Here is an 18,993-nt window from a genome sequence, read left to right as displayed (position 1 = left end):
TGGCGAATACAAACTCTCAGTTCGACCCCTCGATCGAGCTAATTTTATCGATCGAATTGTGTCGCCCTTATCCACATTATTCAACAGGTGCTTGTGATAGAAAAAAGACCCAATCGAGATATGCCCGTAATCAACGAGCGAATTCGATTTCCCAAAGTTCGTGTGATCGATGCAGATGGCTCTCAGCTAGGGATTATGACCTCGCGTGAAGCACAAACGATGGCAGACGAAAAGGAACTCGACCTCGTACTTGTGAGCGACAAGGCTGATCCCCCTGTCGTCAAAATTATCGACTACGGTAAGCACAAATTCGAGCAGGAAAAGAAAGCCAAAGAAGCGAAGAAAAAGCAGCATACCGTAGACGTGAAGGAAGTCAAAATGCGGTACAAGATTGAGGAACACGATTACAACGTGCGAATCACCCAAGCCGAACGCTTCCTCAAAGCTGGCGATAAAGTCAAAGCGACGATCATGTTCCGAGGGCGAGAAATTCAGCACAGTGATCTTGCGGAGACTCTGCTAAAACGAATGGCGACCGACCTCCAGGAAATTGCTGAAGTGCAACAAGCGCCGAAGAAAGAAGGGCGGAATATGATGATGCTGCTGGCACCGAAGAAGTAGGAAGTAGGGAGTAGAGAAATCCTCCCCACTCCCCATCTTTTAAGCCAAATGACTGGGACAACGGGATGATCTCTCGCTGTCCCTTTTGCGTGTTTTGGGGGTTGCACACAATATCTTCGATCGCATCTTGGGCATCTTAGAAAGGATTCCGAGATCAGAGGAATCCTGTGCATGACTTAACCGGACACCCCATATGGCTTCGACAAATCAAGCTTCCAAGAGAGTCGGAGAACATCCCTTTCTCCGCTGGATTAATCTTCGCTCTGGTGAAGGCAATCGAACGTTTTGGATGTTCGCCTTCTATACCTTCACGTCAACGGGGTTGATGTGGCTCGAAGCCTGTTCGGTTGAGATGTTTCTCGCACAGTTCGGAGCCGCGAACTTACCCTTAATCTATATCGTGAGTGCGGTGATTAAGATTGGCTTGGGATGGCTGTATTCTGAGCTTCAGCGCTACTTACCCTTGAGAATGGTGATTGTGGCGATCGCCCTGCTGCTCGCGTCTCCATTGCCGATCTTTTCACTCGGTTTAAGCGGTGCGTTTGGAAACACGGTCGGACAGTTCTACGCGCTGCAAGTAACCGTCTTTGCCATGCAGCTTTGGCTTGAAGCCAGCCATGTTCTCAATGATCTCAATGCCTCGATTACCGCAAATCAGCTCTTCAACATTCGGGAAATTAAGCGCACCTATCCGCTGATTAGCAGCGGAATTTTGGTCGCAGATGTTGTGGGCGGATTCTCGCTGCCGTTTGTGTTGGGATTGTTTGCACGAGACACAGCGGTTTCACAAGTGTTGCTGATTGCTTTCGCATTTATGGTCGTTGGCGTAATCATTCTCTGCAGTCTGAGCCACACTTATCAACAGTCGTTTCCAGAAGGGCGACGCAAACGGGAAGAGCCGATCGCGGAGCATTCTACAACGCGACTGCGAGGACAGACGCGGCGATATATGCGGCTGTTGCAGATTTTCTTTGCGCTGGCTCAAGTCTTCTTGCTGCTGGTTGAATTTCAGTTTCTGACTCAACTAGGTCGCCATTCTGGAGCTTCGGTGCAGCTCGGCGGTGGCGAGGTTGCCGGATTTTTGGGAATCTTTAATGGCTCATTGGGAATTTGTGAGTTGGCGATGCAGTGGTTATTTTCGAGCCGCATTCTCGATCGCATGGGAGTATTCCGATCGCTGATGTTGCTGCCGATGATCGTAATTGCATTTACCGGAGTGTCGATCGCGGGAATGTCTTCAGTATTTCTGAGCGTTCTAGCAATGCGGTTTTTCTATGAGTTGCTGCACTACACTTTGTTGAGCGGCAGTGTGCCGTTTTTGTTTTACTCAGTGCCGGATCACCTGAGAAACCGAGAACAGGCAAAAGTGCGCGGCATTGCTGAACCCATTTCAACCGCGATCACCGGGCTGGTTCTGTTGGGACTGGGGAGAGTGGGGGCAAATGGAATCGGAGTTGCAGAGCAGAACTTGAATTTGGGGTTGATGATTCTGTTTGCACTCGGCTGGCTTGCGACGATCGTTTTACTCAAAAAAGAGTATCTCAATCTCTTAGTGCTGAATGCGGGACGGGGGCAACTGAGTACCTCAGACGTAGATATGAAAGCGCTGCGGCAAAAGACGATCGAAACCCTGGAAAACCCCGGAGCCGATGAAGATAAACGCGCCTGTATTGAATTCTTGAGCCAAATCGACGGTAAGAATGCGGCGGAAGTGCTTGCGCCATTGCTGTTAAAGCTCACTCCCGAATTGCAGCACAGAAGCATCGAAGTCATGCTGAATCATCCCAATCCAGCCTTCTTAAATCCAGTCAAGTCGCTCTGCTCTCAACGTCCTGAACCAGAAGTCATGGCAGTCGCCCTAGAATATATCTGGACGACCGGAGAGACGACTGCTTTTAGTGAACTGCGGCATTATCTCAAGCCAAATCAGCCCTCGATCGTTCGCGCTACGGCTGCATCGTTGATTCTACGTCAGGGTACGATGTCGGAAAAAGCAGAGGCAACCTATGTGTTACAGGCGCTGTTAACACACAAACAGATGCAAGAACGGGTAATCGGTTGTCGAGCATTAGGCGGCGTAGTGCATTTGCAAGGATTGCGGCTCTGGCTCAAACCTTATATTCCAAGACTGTTAAAAGATCCCTCGATCGAAGTGAAATCTGCCACGCTCGAAGCGATCGCAGCGACTCGATCCGAGGAGTTTTACCGCTATTTGCTCAGCGGGTTGTATTGTCGTCCGACGCGCCCAGCCGCAAAATCAGCGCTGGTTCGTCTCGGTGATGAGGCATTACCCAGGCTGATTCGACTTGCCGATGATGTAGAACGTCCGCCGCTCGTTCGGAGTGAAGCTTTTAGCGCGATCGGTCAAATTGGCACACCCGAAGCGATCGATCTTCTAATTTCCCGCTTGGTGACTTCTTGGGGAACCACACGACGCTTACTGCTGCGGATTCTCCTAAAAGTACCAAACGAACGCGGCATCGAAGCGGTGGCGGAGCGTTTAGGCAGAGCGGGAATCGAGGAACTGATCGAACAAGAGCTAATGTTTATGGGGCAAATCTATGCGGCATTAATGGATTTGATTGAAGACCGAGTGCGCTGCGAAGAGACGAAACTGCTCAGAGCCGCCCTGGAAATTTTGCCGAAAGACAGCATTGAGCGACTGTTTCTGCTGATGAAGTTTCTTTATCCGATCGGCTCGATTCGAGTGGCAGAATTCAACTTCCAGTCTGATTCTCGTGCAGCGATCGCTCAAGGCTTAGAAATTCTCGATAGTACGCTCGACATTGCCAGTAAGAGAGCACTACTGGGGGTACTTGATCGAGAATTACCGATGGATAAGCTGCAAAGTTTATCGAGCCTTGTACCCTACACTCCGATGCAACCGGATGCACGGCTGAATCATTTGCTCGAACTGCGGCATTTTATCTCAGATTGGGCACTCGCCTGCTGCTTTCATTTATCTAGGCGGGCACGCTGGAAGAATCTTAATCCAGATGCGATTCGATCCGGTTTGCGGCATCCCAGAGGATATGTGCGAGAAGCGGTATTGAGCTATGTTGCAGAGCAATATCCGCAACAGTTAGGGCGAGTTTTACAAGGATTCCAAAATGAGCGCGATCCGATCGTGGCAAAGCAGGTAAAACAGATGATGCAGGAGTCGGAGATTATCCTACCCGAAGAAATTTCGCGGGTGGTTCCCCGACATCCGAATCTCAGGGTGATCTAGTTGTTGTGTGAGAAAACGTGAGCGATGCTGAACAGTTTTGAGCGATTGCTGCTAGTACGAGGCGTTCCCATCTTTAAGGAACTGCGGGACGATTTTCTGGTGCGGTTGGCATCGATTATGGAAGAACGATCGTATGCGGTGCGGGAAACTATTCTGATCGAAGGTCAAGAAGGTCGATCGATGTATGTGATTTCCAAAGGAGTTGTCCGGGTGCATAACGGTAGCCGGGATTTGACATTTTGCAAGCGCGGCGATTTTTTTGGGGAGATGTCGCTGTTTGATTCTGCTCCCCGATCGGCTTCAGTGACCGCGATCGAGCCGTGTGAATGTTTGGTGCTCACTCAGCAGCAGCTTTATGAAGCAGTGGATGAAACGCCCGGAATTGCCCTGAATCTGATCAAAATTCTCTCGAATCGGGTGCGAGACATGAACAAAGAAATCGAAGTGCGAGATCAAGAAATCCGGACGCTCAAAGGCGAGCCGACTACGAAGATTCAGTGAAGATTCAGTAGAGTGAAGATTCAGTAGAGTCGAGTGCTTCTTTTGCAAGCTGCAAAATTTCCGACTTCACTTGTTCATGATGATTAGCTGCACACCAGGGACGCAGATACAGAATCGTGCTTTCTGATGTAATCGATTCTACATGGCAAGTGGGTCTTGGTTCTCGCAAAACGAGCGGATGCGGTTGCACCAAAGACAATAAGTGCGTAATGGTGGATTCGATGTCGCGTTTGCCAATATCAATGTGCAAATCGACTCGTCGAGTGCCCATGATGGTATTGTTTTTCAGCGTTCCGCTAAATAAATTACTGTTGGGAACGGTGATGCGAACATTGTCCGCAGCCACGATCGTGGTCGAAAACAGCCCAATATTATCCACAGTTCCAGAGACTCCTGCGCCTTCGATCGCATCTCCGACTTCAAACGGTCGGAAACTCACCAGCATCACGCCTGCGGCAAAGTGAGACAGGCTATTTTGCAGCGCTAGACCGATCGCTAGACCTGCCGCACCAATTACAGCAACGATCGTGGTCGTTTGCAGTCCGACTGCGTTGAGTGCCGCGACACCGCCTGCCATCCACACTAAAATTCCTGCCACCTGAATCAAGAATTTTTGCAGCGTCGGTTCTGCATACTTCAGCAAGCGAAATCCGATCGGTCTAATTAGATTCACTGTCCAGCGCGTGAATAGGAGAATCACGATCGCCCAAGCCAGCTTCGGGAGAACCTGAAGCGCTAAATTGATTAGATTGCGTTGCAGGAATAACTGATTAATGTTTTCGTTAATTGCAGTTGCTGCCTGAGCGCTGACGAATAGCATAGAAACTCCTTCTTTGTTGTCCTCGCTAGATTAATACATGAGAAATGGGAGCAGTCCTGAAGGGGATCAGTGTACCGCGATCGCAGCGACGCGACTAATCACGCCACGACCAGAAATTTCGCAACGCTCAATTCAGGTACACCGTTCACCCATCAAATTGGTATCAGATTGAACCTTTACGATCGCCCTTCAGTCTAAGGAGTGAAGCTGATTCGTTGGCTTTCAACTGTTCACTTTTCTACAGAAATGATGAAAAAATTCTCACTGATCCTCCCCGGTGCGATCGTGCTTTTGATGGCTGCAACTCCCTTTGCGGTTCAGGCTCGTCCTTCTGGCTTGTTATCACAGCAAACCCAGCAACAACCCAAACGCGATCGAGCGAACAAACTCAATCTCACGGATGCTCAGAAGCAGCAAGCAAAAGCGATTCGAGATCAAGTCCGCGATGGCATCGTTCGGGAAGTGCTGACGCAAGCCCAGCGCGATCAGTACAATGCGGCAAAGCAGCGCAACGAAAGAGTATCCTGGCGATCGCTGAATCTTTCTGACCAGCAAAAAACCGAAATTCGGAGCCGGATGCGGGCAGCTAAGGAGCGTATGGAGCGCGAAGTGTTGACGCAAGAGCAGCGCGACTTGATGCAACAGAGACGTAGCCAGCGCCAACAGCGCGGAGTTCGTCCGGGCGCATAGTCCAGGTTCATCATCTTAAGAGTTCATCGAGGGCATCTGAATTAGATGCCTTTTCTTTTTGTAATTGGCAAAGTTCTCCTGAAACGATCGATTGACACAAGTACCCCCAAGTGATGATAATGGGAGTTTGTTGAAAACTTTAGACTCCTGAAATCCCTTGGCTAACGTAGTTGTAATAGGTGCCCAGTGGGGCGATGAAGGTAAAGGCAAAATTACCGATCTGTTGAGCAAATCGGCGGATGTCGTTGTACGCTATCAAGGCGGTGTTAATGCTGGGCATACGGTCGTTGTCAAGGATCAGACCTTCAAGCTTCACCTCATTCCGTCTGGAATTCTGTACCCGGATACCGAGTGTATTATCGGTTGTGGAACCGTCATTGATCCGAAGGTTTTGATCGAAGAACTCGATCAAATCGAAGCGCTCGGCATTACGACGAAGAATTTGCTGATTTCTGAAACGGCGCATGTGACGATGCCGTATCACCGTTTAATCGATAAAGCTGCAGAAGAGCAGCGCGGCAATCACAAAATTGGTACGACTGGGCGCGGAATTGGTCCAACCTACGCCGATAAGTCGGAGCGGGTAGGCGTTCGAGTGATTGACTTGATGAATCCGGAAGGGTTCCGTGAGCAACTGGAATGGACGATCGCACAAAAGAACCTCATTCTCGAAAAGCTCTACAATCTGCCCCCGTTGAATGCCGAAGAGGTTTTCACCGAGTACATGGGCTATGCAGAACGGTTGCGCCCTCATGTCGTCGATAGTTCTCTGAAGATCTACGATGCGATTCGCCGCAAGCGCAATGTGCTATTTGAAGGCGCTCAAGGAACGTTACTGGATCTCGATCATGGCACTTACCCGTATGTGACCTCCTCGAATCCGGTATCGGGCGGTGCGTGTGTTGGAACGGGGATTGGCCCAACTGTGATCGATCGCGTCATCGGAGTGGCGAAAGCGTATACGACTCGCGTGGGTGAAGGCCCATTCCCCACCGAACTGCACGAAGAAATGGGCGCTTTGTTGTGTGATCGCGGTGCTGAATTCGGCACGACGACTGGACGACAACGGCGCTGTGGCTGGTTTGATGCAGTGATTGGACGGTACGCCGTTCGCATCAATGGTCTAGATTGTCTAGCGATTACGAAGCTGGATGTCTTAGACGCAATGGACGAAATCAAAGTATGTGTTGCCTACGAAATCGATGGGCAGCGCTGCGAAGATTTTCCCAGTAATTCGCGCTTGTTTGCTCAATGCAAGCCGATTTACGAAACCCTTCCCGGATGGAAGCGATCGACCGAAGACTGTCGATCGCTCGACGACTTGCCAAAAGAAGCGCTTGATTATCTCAAGTTTTTGGCAGAATTAATGGATGTACCGATCGCGATCGTTTCTCTGGGAGCCAAACGCGATCAAACCATTATTGTTGAAGATCCCATCCACGGACCCAAACGGGCGCTTTTGTACACCAACGAAACGCCTCAGCCTGCTAACGTTTAGTTACTTTTAGGTTAAATTATGCCGTTCTCGATCGAAGCTCAAAAACGTCCCGAAGGAAGCAAGCCGAATGCGCTGCGTCGCGATGGCAGAATTCCTGCAACTTTGTACGGTCACAATGGAGTCGAGTCCATTCAGCTCGTCGTCGATGCGAAAGCTGCGGGCTTCTTAGTCCGGGATGCTGCACCGAATAAGTCGGTTGTAGAAGTGAGCATTCCAGAATTGTCCTGGAATGGTAAGACTGTGATGCGCGAAGTACAAACCCATCCGTGGAAAGGTTCGCTCTATCACATCAGCTTCTTTGCTCAAAAAGATTAGTCAAAGATTTGTCGTTGCGGCTTGCCGACGAATCTAAGGTATATAAAGCTAGGGAGAGATCCCTGGCTTTTTTAGTGAATGGAATTATGACGACTACGACTCTTCCGCCGATCGTTGAAGCACTGCTTGATCCGGCAATCTATGGCCATCCGGTGAAAGATACGATCGAGCTTGTACAGACCCACGTTTCTTATGTCTTTCTCACCGGGGACTATGTTTATAAGCTGAAAAAGCCTGTGAATTTTGGCTTCTTGGACTATTCCACGCTGGAGAAACGCAAACATTTCTGTGATGAAGAGTTGCGGTTAAATCAGCGCGGCGCGGCGGAATTATATCTGGGTGTGTTGCCTGTGACACAAGCGGGTGAGAAGTTCATTCTGGGCGGAGATGGTGAGGCTGTTGATTATGTGGTGAAGATGCAGCAGTTTCCGCAGGAGGCTTTGCTCAGCGAGATGTACGATCGCGGCGAACTCACCGAACAGCATTTGATTGATTTGGCAAAAGTTCTAGCAGCATTCCACAAGTCCGCACCAACGAACGACTACATCCTGAGCTTTGGGGAAGTATCGCAGATTCGACAAGCGATCGACGAGAACTATGAACAAACCGTTGGATACATTGGTGTTGCTCAAACTCAAGAACAATTCGATCAAACAAAAGCTTACACCGATAAGCTATTTGCTGAGAATGAAGCTTTGTTTAAGAGTCGAGTTGAACATCGATTCATTCGTGAATGTCACGGTGATGTTCACTTGAGAAATATTTGCTTCTGGAACAACAAGATTTTACTGTTCGATTGCATTGAGTTTAATGAGCCGTTCCGCTTTGTCGATACGATGTTCGACATTGCTTACATCATCATGGATTTTGATGCTCGAAATCGCTCTGATCTGAGCAATCTATTTTTGAATGCGTATCTTGAGCAATCGGGCGACTGGGAAGGCTTACAAGTTCTGCCGCTTTACAATAGCCGTCAGTCTTATGTGCGGGCAAAGGTGACATCGTTTTTGCTGAGCGATCCGAGTGTTCTGGAGTCTGTTAAGGCAGAGTCGAAAGAGACTGCAAGCCGCTACTATCGCTTGTCTTGGGAATATACCAAACCCAAACAAGGCAGGCTCATTTTGATGTCGGGACTATCGGGATCAGGCAAAAGCACGATCGCATCAAAGCTTGCGCGAGAATCAGGAGCCATTCAAATTCGCTCTGATGCGGTGCGTAAACATTTAGGTGGCATTGGGTTAGACGAAAAAGGCGGTGATTCGCTTTACAGTGCCGAAATGACACAAAAGACTTACGATCGTCTCCTCAATTTGGGCATCACTTTGGCATCTCAAGGGTACACCGTGATTCTGGATGCGAAATACGATCGTCAAGCATTACGCGCTCCGGTAATCGAGCAAGCACAAGCAAAGGGAATTGCGATCGAGATTCTTTACTGTGAAGCTCCGGAAGAGGTGTTGCGCGATCGGATTGCGCAGCGTCAAGGAGATATTTCTGATGCGAATCTCGGTGTCTTGGCTCAACAATCCTTTGAAGCATTTACTGAGACTGAGATGCCCTTGGTCAAAACAGTGAGCTAAGTTAACTGTTATGGAGGCAGAACTGGTTTTGCCTCTATACTTGAAACTACTCCAAGGCTTTCTTCTAGTTCAGATAGCGTTCTTTGGTCTGTTTAAGAAGCTAAACTCGGAAGAGCCAAAGGTTTAACTGTATCCGGTTGCGGCTTCTGCCATTGCAGCGAAGTCAGCCGCATACACCATCAATTTTTTGGGAATACAGCCGAGATTGACGCAGGTTCCGCCCAGGTTAGCAGATTCTGCGATCGCGACTTTTGCACCATAAGTTGCGGCTTTTTTAGCAGCAGCGAGTCCACCGGGATCTGCTCCAATTACAACAAGTCGTAAGTCATGATCACAGCTTTAATTTTGATCAAAGCGTAAATTGAGCGATCGCCGGTTTTCGGCTACCCAAAGAAAGGTTTAAGCAGAGTGAAGGGGAACCGCAGATAGAGGTGACAAAACGTTAAGCTGCTTAGAGTTTAAATGCAATCCATTGAAGCGAAAATCATGACCGAGAAATTAAAAAAGGGCGACCATGTAGAGTGGAATACTTCTGGCAAAAAAACTGAAGGTGAAATCAAAGAAATTATCACCGAACCGACCGATTTTAAGAATCATCATTTTGAAGCATCAAAAGAAAATCCTGAGTATCGTGTGGAAAGTTCAAAGAGTGGAAAAGATGCCATTCATAAAGGTGAACAACTGAAGAAAACCAAGGAGAAAAAATAATGGCGCAACATACTGCCACGCAAAATCAAGAGACTCTCAAAGAGTTTCAAGAAGCGGTCAATATGTCGGCTAAAGAATTAGAAGCTTGGTTAAAAACAGAAGAATCTCTTTCGGTTGGAATGAAAAGCAGCGAAGATGCCGAATCCACTGGGCATCAATCGGGCAGACATACAATCGAGCTTTTACATAAAAAAAAATCGGATTACGATGAGGCTGACTTTAACCATATGCGGCGGGTGGTTAGCTATGTTCATCGACATTTAGCAGAAAAACCAAAAGGCGATATTGAACATACGCGCTGGCGCTATTCGTTAAAGAACTGGGGACATGAGCCGCTAAAAGATTAATCATTCGAGCGATCGCACATACGATCGCTCACTTAAAAATCTAGGTATACGATTATGATTCCTGAATTGGGTTTAGTCTGTATTTCTGCATCAAAAACGGTGCGATTTAAGACGATTACAAGAAAGCGATTATTGCAATTTGATCTAGTCGAACAAGAGCGATTATTGCGCGAATTATATGCTGAGAATTTGCGGCGATTAGGGATTGCGATCGAGTTTTGTGCAGACAATAAAATTGGGCTTTATCGACTCGGTTCAGGAATGTTTCCGTTTGCCGATGAGCCGTTAGGATCTGCAATTCTAGAAGAGTTTGCAGAAGCAATGGGGCTAGTTGGAGAGCAAGCAAATCAGCTTCGAGTGCGGCTAGTTTTGCATCCAGATCAGTTTGTCGTGTTGAGTTCCGATCGTCCAGAAGTGATCGAAAATAGCACCAAAATTCTCGCGATGCACGCCCGGATTTTTGACTTATTAGGATTACCTCAATCTCCGTGGGCATTGATGAACATTCACGGTGGAAAGGGCGATCGGGCTGAACGATTAGTTGAAACCATTCGTAGTTTGCCGGATAACATTCGTCTACGGCTCACACTCGAAAACGACGAATACACTTACGGGTCAGAGCAAATTTTAGCGGTTTGCCAAGCGGCAGAAGTTCCGCAATTGTTTGATGCTCATCATCATGTGATTCATGAAAAAGTGGAGAGCTACGAAGACGAAAGCGTGATTCGGGCATTTGAAGCGGCGCGATCGACCTGGGAGAATCCAGATTGGCAGGTCGTTCACATTTCTAATGGGGCGGAAAGTTTCTTAGATCAAAAGCACAATGATTACATTACGGTGATGCCAAGCTGTTATCGTCAAGCCCCTTGGATTGAGATTGAGGCAAAGCAAAAAGAATTTGCGATTAAAAAGCTTCAGGATGAATGGTTGTATTCGGATTTGAATGTGCTGCCACCTGTGATCACTGAGACAGAGAAGCCGAAAGCGGAGGAAATTCAAATTGAAGCGGTCACACCCTCGACACAGGATGAAGAACCTTCTGATCTAATGGAGCAACCTGTTTCGGTGTAGTTAAAAGCTGAGTTTTTGAGGTTAATTATGACTTTTACACTCGATCCTGCCGTTGGTACTCCGAATCAAGAAGCTGCGCTCCAAGCCTTCGATCGGTTTGTTTCACAAATATCTCACTCCTCTAGAATGGTTGCCATTCATGATTCAGATGCCGATGGAGTGACAGCGGGAGTCGTGTGGCAACGAGCATTCGAGCGAGCCGGATTCGCCTCAGTGCATCGAGTCATTCCCGATCGAGAGCGCAATGCTTGGACACCCAACAATCGCGCGATCATTCAATCCGCAAATCCGGCTTATCTATTTGTGATGGATTTGGGCAGCCGGTCTGAGCCTGTGATTGCTGGAATTCCGACTTGTTTTATTGATCATCACCACCCCGAAGGTGTTCCTGACGGAGATACATTAATTACCGCATACACTTGGGAACCGATTCCGAATACTTCCCTGATCATTTGGCAACTGTGTCAAATGATCGCAGATATCTCTGATCTCGATTGGATTGCAGCGATTGGAACACTGAGCGACTTAGGCGATCGCGCTCCATTTGAACTGTTAACGACAGCAAAACGAAAGTACACCGCAAAGTACCTCAAAGAAGCAACAGCGCTAATCAATGCGTCTCGACGAGCTTCTCACTATGATCCGGAAGTTGCAGCACGAGCATTATTAAATCATTCCAGTCCGAAAGCATTAGTCAATTCAGAAAGTGCAGATGTACAACACCTGCGATCGGCGCGGGAAGAAGTCAAATTAGCACTCGATGAAGCTCGAAAAACGGCTCCAATATTCTCTGGAAATGTGGCCCTAATTCGGATGAATTCGCCGTGTCAGATTCATCCGTTGATTGCTCAGAGTTGGCGTGGTCGTTTATCGCAAATGATTGTGATTGCGGCAAACGAAGGCTATATGCCAGGACGAGTGAACTTTGCAGCACGATCGAACAGTGCTAATGTCCTCGAATTTCTGCGGAGTCAAAACCTTTCAGTCGGCGAAGGCAGTTATGGGCATGGACATGATCAGGCATCGGGAGGTAGCTTAAGCATCGAGCTTTGGAATGAACTGTTAGAGAAGCTAGGCTTTCCCAGGACAGCGTTTGCAAAAGTATAAAACTATCCCTTAAGACTGAGCGATTTATCTCTGAGGTAGATGCAACTTTAGGTTTCGATAAACGAGCATAGAAATGAAAATCGCGTCCTCACTAAAGATAAATGCACGGTAGTTTAGTTGCGCCCCTGCCCACCCGATTGATGCCAGAGGCGATAGAATCCATTGTTACAAATAATCCCTACTACAAGGCTGAACAAACGTTCAGTGAGCTAATCGAAGCTGAGAACTTAGATCAGCGCCTGAGTGAACTTGCCGATCAGATTCGTTACTTTGAAACCGCGCTAACGTTTGCACTCAAGGAAGCTTACGATCAAGCGCAGGGTTCTGATGCAGCACATCTTTTCCTGCAGCGTGTTCTCTATCGAATCAATCGTTTGAACCTATTTTGGTATGACGATCTGACTCATTACACGAATGAGCGATCGCACTATCTGCAAAAGATTCGCAACGAAATCGAAGCAGCTTGGCAAGCTTGGGAACTGAAGCAAATTGATACTGAAGGGTATCAATCGATTGATCTCAAACAGGCATTGCTCGATCGTTATCAAGCCGATCTCGATCCGGAGCTATCCGCCGATGCGATTTACCTGCGTAAAGAAATGCCGTTTGAAGGCTATCGGTATCTTTTAGCCATTACCTCGTTTGATGGATTGGTGGAAGCAAGCCGTTTATCGCGGATTCTTGGTGGTGCTGCAAACGAAGTACAAGCCACTTTAACAAAAGTGCTGCTCGAAGAATACGGCAATGGTCGCCTATCGCGGAAGCATTCGACCTTCTTTGCCAAGATGATGACCGAATTAAGTCTCAGCACTCAGCCAGAAGCATACTTTGATCTGGTGCCCTGGGAAGCTTTGGCAACGACAAATCACAACTTCCTGCTAACTGAATGTAAGCGTCATTTTCTGCGCTATAACGGCGGACTCGCTTACTTTGAGGTCGCAGGTCCTTCGGCATACCGCAACTATCTTGCAGCGGCACAGAGACTAGAGCTGTCTGAGGGCGCAATGGGGTATTGGGACTTGCACATCAAAGAAGACGAGCGGCACGGACGCTGGATGATCGAAAACGTGACGTTGCCTTTGGTTGATATGTATCCGCAGCAAGCTTGGCAGCTTCTGTTGGGATATGACCAAGAGAAACTCATGGGCGATCGTGCAGGTGCGGCCATTGCTGCCATGATTCGACGTGGAGTAGAAACGGAATCATTGCCTGCGATCGTGCCTCAGTAAGCGACTAAAGGTGTGAGGGGGCGGGTTGTCCGCCCTTATTTGTTTGTTGTGATTTGTGTTGTGATTTGTATTGATGAGGGTATTACCTTGACTGGGACATTATTAAAACCGATTTCGCAGACTACTGAAACCGAAGTATTTTTCTGCCCTGAAGAATCACATTTCTATTCGCATTGTTTAGAACGGTTAGTTTTTTCGCAGTGCGATGATTCACGGTTGATTGTTGAATTTGGTTCTGGGGATGGTAGCCCGGTAATCAATTCTTTGGTGCGATCGCGCTGTAATGATGTGATTCATGGGTTTGAACTGAATCCATCTGCTTATGGTGTGGCAAAATCGAGAATCAATCAGTGTAATTTGCACGATCGATATGTCTTGCACAATAAGTCATTCTTTGATGCTGCACCAACTGATGCAGATTGTTTGATCGCGAATCCGCCTTACATTCCCGCGCCGGACAATCAGATTCGGATGCCGCTCCTGCATGGCGGCGTAGATGGAGCCACGTTAACGAATCGATTGCTGACTCTGGACTATGCGAACGTGATGGTCTTGATCTCAAGCTACTCGAACCCATTAGGAACTTTCAAATGTGCTGCCGAGCAAGGATACACGGTTGCAGATTTTATGGTGACACCGTTGCAGTTTGGTTGCTATAGCTCTGAACCGAAGGTGAGAAATTGGATTGAAAAGCTCCGGGAAAACGGGCAAGCATTCTATTCGGACAACATCTATTTTCTTGCAGGTGTTCTGTTCCAGCATTCTAGTATTGCATCTGTCGATATGTCAGATGAGCTAGTTCGCGTCATGACTGCTTTGTAAAACCCAATTCTGTAAAACCCAATGTTGAGGGTGTGACTGATTTACACCCTTTTCCAATCGATATGTCTAAAGTTGATATCTTAATCCCAACCTACAATCGCGCTTCAGCATTAGCTGTTACATTAACCAGCCTGATTGCTCAGACCTTTCAAGATTTTAATGTGATCATTTCAGATCAAACTGAAGATCCAAACGAAATTGCTTCCAACATAGTCCAAACGCCAGTTCGAGCTCTACGATCGCACAATCACAAAGTTCAAATCCACCATCACTTACCCCGTCGCGGCATGGCAGAACAAAGACAGTTCTTGCTGGATCAAGCAACTGCTCCTTATGTTCTGTTCATTGATGATGACATCATCCTAGAATCATTTGTCCTGGAACAATTCGTTACTGCGATCGAAGAGGAGAACTGTGGTTTTGTCGGCAGCGGATTGATCGGACTCAGCTTTATTCAAGATGTTCGACCGCACCAACAAGCGATCGAATTTTGGGATAGTCCAGTGCAGCCCGAAAAGCTCCAACCGGGAATGCCAGAATGGGAACGTTGGAAGTTACACAATGCAGCAAACCTGTATCATATTCAGCGATCGCACAACATTACTCCAGACCAACCTCGAAAATACAAGGTTGCTTGGATTGGAGGCTGCGTGATGTATAACACCCAAAAGCTTCGAGAGGTCGGCGGTTTCAACTTCTGGACAAAGCTTCCTGAGAATCACTGCGGCGAGGATGTTTTTACTCAACAGCGAGTAATGGCAAAGTATGGCGGCTGTGGTGTGCTGCCATCTGGCGCATATCATCAAGAATTGCCAACAACGGTGGTCGATCGTAGCTTCAATGCTCCAGTTGTACTGTCGATCGATGAACCATTTGATACGATCGAGGGCAACGAGTTGAGCTTATCGTATGATTCCTGAGTTTTTCGATCGTGCTTCAGTCGGATCTGTTTGGCGTGTTCCGTATCAGCAACGAGCAATTGAAGCGGAACAATGGGCGAAAGAACACAACATTCCGCCTGCAAGTGACGATCGAATTCGGGTTTGTTTGCTAGCAATCGATGTGCAAAATACGTTTTGTATTCCCGATTTTGAACTGTTTGTTGGGGGTCGATCGGGCACTGGAGCCGTTGAAGATAATGTGCGACTGTGTGAGTTCGTTTACCGCAATTTAGGTAGCATTACCGAAATTGCTCCAACAATGGACACGCATACAGCAATGCAAATCTTTCATCCGATTTTCTGGATCAACGAAGCCAGAGAGCATCCCACTCCCGCAGCAACCCTAATTTCATATGAAGATGTGCAGAAAGGCGTGTGGAGAGTCAATCCAGCGATCGCGCCCAGTTTGAAAACCGATTACAATACCCTCAACAGTCACGCGCTCCACTACACGAAACAGCTAACCGACGAAGGCAAGTATCCATTAACGGTGTGGCCTTATCACTCAATGTTGGGTGGAATCGGCCATGCGTTAGTGTCAGCAGTTGAGGAAGCTTTCTTCTTTCATTGCATTGCCCGTAGAAGTCAGACCAGCTTTGAAATCAAAGGCAGTCACCCGCTTACAGAAAACTATTCGGTGCTGAGTCCGGAGGTTCTAACGACAGTTGGTGGTGAACTATTGGCACAGAAAAATAGTCAGTTGATTGAGAAATTACTCAAGTTTGATGCGGTGATCATTGCAGGCCAAGCCAAGAGTCATTGTGTGGCTTGGACGATCGACGACTTACTCACCGAAATCCAAGCCTATGACCCTAGCCTAACCAAGAAGGTCTACCTGCTCGAAGATTGCACTTCTGCGGTTGTGGTTCCGGGCGTGGTCGATTATACCGAGCAAGCCGATCGCGCTTATGATCGCTTTGCTGCTGCTGGAATGCACTTGGTAAAATCGACCGATGCAATCTCCGATTGGTTCTAGCGTGAGGAACGGCGGCGGAGTCGGTCAATCGTGACTGCCACGATGATCACTAAACCTTTAACGACTAACTGCCAGAAGTAAGACATATTCAGCAGCGTCAAACCGTTGTTCAGTACCGCAATGATCAACGCACCCAGCAAGGTTCCGGGCATGGTTCCAATCCCACCCGTGAAGCTTGTGCCGCCGAGAATCACAGCCGCGATCGCATCCAATTCATACCCATTCCCCAACAGTCCAGTCGCACTATACAGGCGGCTGGAACTCATGATACCTGCCAACCCTGCTAACAATCCACTCACACCATACACAAACAAGAGAATCCGACTGACTTTGATTCCGGTAAGTCGCGCTGCACGTTGGTTTCCTCCCACTGCATAAATCTGCACGCCTAGAACCGTCCGACGCAGCACAAACCAGCTTGCTAAAACAGTCAACAGCGCAATCACAACTAACCAGGGAAAGGGGCCGAGATAGTTATTGCCAACCCAAGCAAAGTTTAGATTACGGTTCAAGACAGTCGTACCGTTTGCTACGAGGTAAGCAGCTCCTCGTAGCGCAGTTAAGCCGCCCAAAGTCACAATGAACGGAGGTAAGTCGAGAAAAGCAATCAGCGCACCATTGATCAACCCGATCGCTAAGCCAGTTAACAATGCGGCTGGAATCGCAAACCAACCCAATGCGCTTGAAAGCGAAACCAGCACTCCAACAACCGCAGACACCCCCAAAATTGATCCCACCGAAAGGTCAATCCCTCCAGTCAGAATCACAAAGGTCATTCCCGTTGCTAGCACAATGTTGATTGATGCTTGCCGGAGAATGTTCACAGCGTTTCCCGCCGTGGGAAAGTTGGGAGTCAGCACCGAAAACAGAATGCAAATTAGAATTAGAATCGGCAGAATCCCAGCCACCTGAAGCCAGTTGTTTGCAGGTTTGCGCTGAACAGGGGGGCGATTGCTCGGTTCTCTTAACGGACGTAGTTCTGTTTGACTCATAGTGCGGCGACCTCCGATGCGCCAGTAGCATAAGCCATAATGTTTTCTTGGGTAATCTGCTGTCGCGAACCGTCAATCTCACCGACGATTCTTCCTTGACGCATCACTAACACTCGATCGCTGAGTCCGATCACCTCCGGCAGTTCGCTCGATACCATCAGCACCGCAACGCCTGTTTCCGCCAAGTCACTAATGATGCGGTAAATCTCGCTTTTTGCGCCGATGTCTACGCCGCGTGTGGGTTCATCGAGCAGAAGCACTCGTGGTTTAATCGCGAGCCAGCGAGCCAGGAGTAGTTTTTGCTGATTCCCTCCAGACAGATCCATTGCGCGAATTTCCAGGTTTGCCAGTCGAATGTTGAAGTTTTCGACCGCATCGTTAGCAATCTTGCCGAGCGTTCCCCAGTTAATCACTCCTGCTTTGGCATCCTTTCTCAGCATATTGAGGATGATGTTTTTGCCAGAACTCATTTCGAGAAATAAGCCCTGATCTTTGCGGTCTTCGGGGACATACCCAATTCCAGCGGCGATCGCATCTTTGGGCGATCGAATATCGAGCTTCTGACCATTTAGAAAAATCTCACCGCTCGTTTTTGGATCAGCTCCAAAAATCAGCCGCGATAGCTCCGTTCGTCCGGCTCCGACCAGTCCCGCTAAACCCACAATTTCACCCGCCCTCAAAACTAAATCAGTGGGTTGCACCTTGCGCCCATCGCTGATGTGCCGGGCTTCCAAAACAACATTGCCGCGATTTGAGCGGCGTTCATGTTGATAAAAGCCCTGCATTGATCGACCCACCATCATTTGCACCAATCGTTCCGGAGAGATCTCAGCGCGATCGAGCGTTCCAATATACTGACCATCGCGTAATACACTGACCCGATCCGCCAGCGCATATACTTCCTCCATGCGGTGACTGATATAGACGATCGCAATGCCATCGCGCCGCAATCGGTGAATCACTTCAAACAGACGTTCTGTTTCTCGATCGGACAGTGCCGCAGTCGGTTCATCCATGACCAAAATGCGGCTATTGTCCTTGAGGGCGCGGGCGATTTCGACTTGTTGCTGCTCTGCGATCGACAAGTTTGAAACCACATCATCGGGTGAAAAACTTGCGCCCAATGCTTGCAGCACTTTGACCGCTTCCCGATGCATGGCTTCGCGATCCAACAGTTGCCCGCGATTGATCTCGCTGCCCATAAAGATATTTTCAACCACCGTCAGATTCGGAGCGACATTCAATTCTTGATAAATCAAATTAATGCCTGCTCGTCTGGCGATACCTGGATCAGTGATGTTGAGCCGCTGACCATTCACCCAAATCTCACCCTCATCGGCAATGTAAGCGCCCGCCAAAATTTTCATCAGCGTGCTTTTTCCGGCACCGTTTTCACCCATCAGGGCATGAACTTCACCCGGATAAAGCGTGAGATTGACGTTTTGCAGTGCCGGAACGCCGCTAAACCGTTTCGTAATCCCCTTCATTTCGAGGACTGGAGCCGCGATCGACGGATTATGCGGCACGGATTGTTGATTCATTATCA

The 18,993-nt window shown here is 48.2% G+C and carries 18 protein-coding genes and 1 pseudogene; 15 read left to right on the top strand and 4 right to left on the bottom strand.

All coding sequences use genetic code 11. The features are described 5' to 3' along the window. Positions 1-87 precede the first annotated feature (87 nt). The 3 genes from infC (at position 88) to NC980_RS10275 (ending at position 4,351) form a co-directional block, all read left to right on the top strand. Positions 88-621 (top strand): translation initiation factor IF-3, encoded by a 534-nt coding sequence (infC, locus tag NC980_RS10285; protein WP_190379065.1) that lies wholly within the window; start codon positions 88-90, stop codon positions 619-621. 193 nt (positions 622-814) lie between these two features. After that, positions 815-3,850, top strand: a complete 3,036-nt coding sequence (locus NC980_RS10280; RefSeq protein WP_190379064.1) for a HEAT repeat domain-containing protein — start codon at positions 815-817, stop codon at positions 3,848-3,850. 24 nt (positions 3,851-3,874) lie between these two features. Next, positions 3,875-4,351 (top strand): cyclic nucleotide-binding domain-containing protein, encoded by a 477-nt coding sequence (locus NC980_RS10275; protein ID WP_190379063.1) that lies wholly within the window; start codon positions 3,875-3,877, stop codon positions 4,349-4,351. Between the two features lie 4 nt (positions 4,352-4,355). Here NC980_RS10275 and NC980_RS10270 read toward each other — a convergent pair whose 3' ends face one another. After that, positions 4,356-5,171: a mechanosensitive ion channel family protein gene (locus NC980_RS10270; protein WP_190379062.1), complete on the bottom strand. Its 816-nt coding sequence runs from the start codon at positions 5,169-5,171 to the stop codon at positions 4,356-4,358. A gap of 246 nt (positions 5,172-5,417) precedes the next feature. On the opposite strand from NC980_RS10270, the gene NC980_RS10265 reads away from it, so the two are divergent. From NC980_RS10265 to NC980_RS10250, 4 genes are all read left to right on the top strand, one after another. Beyond that, a complete protein-coding gene (locus NC980_RS10265) occupies positions 5,418-5,861 on the top strand; it encodes a P pilus assembly/Cpx signaling pathway, periplasmic inhibitor/zinc-resistance associated protein (protein ID WP_190379061.1) in 444 nt (147 codons plus the stop codon). Positions 5,862-6,018: 157 nt separating this feature from the next. Then, the gene (locus NC980_RS10260; RefSeq protein WP_190379060.1) at positions 6,019-7,359 is read left to right on the top strand and encodes an adenylosuccinate synthase; all 1,341 of its coding nucleotides are present in this window, start codon (positions 6,019-6,021) and stop codon (positions 7,357-7,359) included. Between the two features lie 18 nt (positions 7,360-7,377). Next, the gene (gene rplY / locus NC980_RS10255) at positions 7,378-7,674 is read left to right on the top strand and encodes a 50S ribosomal protein L25 (protein ID WP_190379059.1); all 297 of its coding nucleotides are present in this window, start codon (positions 7,378-7,380) and stop codon (positions 7,672-7,674) included. A gap of 86 nt (positions 7,675-7,760) precedes the next feature. After that, positions 7,761-9,254 (top strand): AAA family ATPase, encoded by a 1,494-nt coding sequence (locus NC980_RS10250; protein WP_190379058.1) that lies wholly within the window; start codon positions 7,761-7,763, stop codon positions 9,252-9,254. A 156-nt stretch (positions 9,255-9,410) separates the two neighbouring features. Here NC980_RS10250 and NC980_RS10245 read toward each other — a convergent pair. Next, positions 9,411-9,563 (bottom strand): annotated as a pseudogene (locus tag NC980_RS10245) (FAD-dependent oxidoreductase); the annotation flags it as partial. 177 nt (positions 9,564-9,740) lie between these two features. On the opposite strand from NC980_RS10245, the gene NC980_RS10240 reads away from it, so the two are divergent. The 8 genes from NC980_RS10240 (at position 9,741) to NC980_RS10205 (ending at position 16,455) form a co-directional block, all read left to right on the top strand. Further along, a complete protein-coding gene (locus tag NC980_RS10240; RefSeq protein WP_190379154.1) occupies positions 9,741-9,962 on the top strand; it encodes a DUF2945 domain-containing protein in 222 nt (73 codons plus the stop codon). After that, on the top strand, positions 9,962-10,309 hold the full coding sequence (locus tag NC980_RS10235; protein WP_190379057.1) for a DUF3140 domain-containing protein: 348 nt from the start codon (positions 9,962-9,964) through the stop codon (positions 10,307-10,309). The genes NC980_RS10240 and NC980_RS10235 overlap by 1 nt, the downstream gene beginning before the upstream one ends. 54 nt (positions 10,310-10,363) lie before the next feature. Continuing rightward, positions 10,364-11,380, top strand: a complete 1,017-nt coding sequence (gene uvsE / locus NC980_RS10230) for a UV DNA damage repair endonuclease UvsE (RefSeq protein WP_190379056.1) — start codon at positions 10,364-10,366, stop codon at positions 11,378-11,380. A 27-nt stretch (positions 11,381-11,407) separates the two neighbouring features. After that, complete coding sequence (locus NC980_RS10225) at positions 11,408-12,487, top strand: DHH family phosphoesterase (RefSeq protein WP_190379055.1); 1,080 nt, start codon at positions 11,408-11,410, stop codon at positions 12,485-12,487. A 140-nt stretch (positions 12,488-12,627) separates the two neighbouring features. After that, complete coding sequence (locus NC980_RS10220) at positions 12,628-13,716, top strand: iron-containing redox enzyme family protein (RefSeq protein WP_347273104.1); 1,089 nt, start codon at positions 12,628-12,630, stop codon at positions 13,714-13,716. 87 nt (positions 13,717-13,803) lie between these two features. After that, on the top strand, positions 13,804-14,538 hold the full coding sequence (locus NC980_RS10215; RefSeq protein WP_199298735.1) for an SAM-dependent methyltransferase: 735 nt from the start codon (positions 13,804-13,806) through the stop codon (positions 14,536-14,538). A gap of 62 nt (positions 14,539-14,600) precedes the next feature. Continuing rightward, complete coding sequence (locus NC980_RS10210) at positions 14,601-15,458, top strand: glycosyltransferase family A protein (RefSeq protein WP_190379053.1); 858 nt, start codon at positions 14,601-14,603, stop codon at positions 15,456-15,458. After that, complete coding sequence (locus tag NC980_RS10205) at positions 15,448-16,455, top strand: isochorismatase (protein ID WP_190379052.1); 1,008 nt, start codon at positions 15,448-15,450, stop codon at positions 16,453-16,455. Before NC980_RS10210 ends, NC980_RS10205 begins: the two co-directional genes overlap by 11 nt. Here NC980_RS10205 and NC980_RS10200 read toward each other — a convergent pair. Then, positions 16,452-17,447 (bottom strand): ribose ABC transporter permease, encoded by a 996-nt coding sequence (locus NC980_RS10200; RefSeq protein ID WP_190379051.1) that lies wholly within the window; start codon positions 17,445-17,447, stop codon positions 16,452-16,454. The two genes, NC980_RS10205 and NC980_RS10200, sit on opposite strands and share 4 nt — an antisense overlap. After that, entirely contained in the window at positions 17,444-18,988 is a 1,545-nt protein-coding gene (locus tag NC980_RS10195) for a sugar ABC transporter ATP-binding protein (RefSeq protein WP_242027164.1), read from the bottom strand. The genes NC980_RS10200 and NC980_RS10195 overlap by 4 nt, the downstream gene beginning before the upstream one ends. Positions 18,989-18,993 lie beyond the last annotated feature (5 nt).

The sequence above is a fragment of the Leptolyngbya sp. AS-A5 genome, assembly GCF_039962495.1.
GTDB lineage: Bacteria > Cyanobacteriota > Cyanobacteriia > Leptolyngbyales > Leptolyngbyaceae > Leptolyngbya.
Note: the sequence above shows the minus strand (reverse complement) of the source record. Positions and strands in the feature narration are given on the sequence as shown.

What these genes read in the sequence shown, in the direction of transcription:
- NC980_RS10280 (WP_190379064.1), top strand. Translation starts at nt 815, where the DNA reads ATGGCTTCGACAAATCAAGCTTCCAAGAGAGTCGGAGAACATCCCTTT.
- NC980_RS10275 (WP_190379063.1), top strand. Translation starts at nt 3,875, where the DNA reads ATGCTGAACAGTTTTGAGCGATTGCTGCTAGTACGAGGCGTTCCCATC.
- NC980_RS10270 (WP_190379062.1), bottom strand. Translation starts at nt 5,171, where the DNA reads ATGCTATTCGTCAGCGCTCAGGCAGCAACTGCAATTAACGAAAACATT.
- NC980_RS10265 (WP_190379061.1), top strand. Translation starts at nt 5,418, where the DNA reads ATGATGAAAAAATTCTCACTGATCCTCCCCGGTGCGATCGTGCTTTTG.
- rplY (WP_190379059.1), top strand. Translation starts at nt 7,378, where the DNA reads ATGCCGTTCTCGATCGAAGCTCAAAAACGTCCCGAAGGAAGCAAGCCG.
- NC980_RS10250 (WP_190379058.1), top strand. Translation starts at nt 7,761, where the DNA reads ATGACGACTACGACTCTTCCGCCGATCGTTGAAGCACTGCTTGATCCG.
- NC980_RS10240 (WP_190379154.1), top strand. Translation starts at nt 9,741, where the DNA reads ATGACCGAGAAATTAAAAAAGGGCGACCATGTAGAGTGGAATACTTCT.
- NC980_RS10235 (WP_190379057.1), top strand. Translation starts at nt 9,962, where the DNA reads ATGGCGCAACATACTGCCACGCAAAATCAAGAGACTCTCAAAGAGTTT.
- uvsE (WP_190379056.1), top strand. Translation starts at nt 10,364, where the DNA reads ATGATTCCTGAATTGGGTTTAGTCTGTATTTCTGCATCAAAAACGGTG.
- NC980_RS10225 (WP_190379055.1), top strand. Translation starts at nt 11,408, where the DNA reads ATGACTTTTACACTCGATCCTGCCGTTGGTACTCCGAATCAAGAAGCT.
- NC980_RS10220 (WP_347273104.1), top strand. Translation starts at nt 12,628, where the DNA reads ATGCCAGAGGCGATAGAATCCATTGTTACAAATAATCCCTACTACAAG.
- NC980_RS10210 (WP_190379053.1), top strand. Translation starts at nt 14,601, where the DNA reads ATGTCTAAAGTTGATATCTTAATCCCAACCTACAATCGCGCTTCAGCA.
- NC980_RS10205 (WP_190379052.1), top strand. Translation starts at nt 15,448, where the DNA reads ATGATTCCTGAGTTTTTCGATCGTGCTTCAGTCGGATCTGTTTGGCGT.
- NC980_RS10200 (WP_190379051.1), bottom strand. Translation starts at nt 17,447, where the DNA reads ATGAGTCAAACAGAACTACGTCCGTTAAGAGAACCGAGCAATCGCCCC.
- NC980_RS10195 (WP_242027164.1), bottom strand. Translation starts at nt 18,988, where the DNA reads ATGAATCAACAATCCGTGCCGCATAATCCGTCGATCGCGGCTCCAGTC.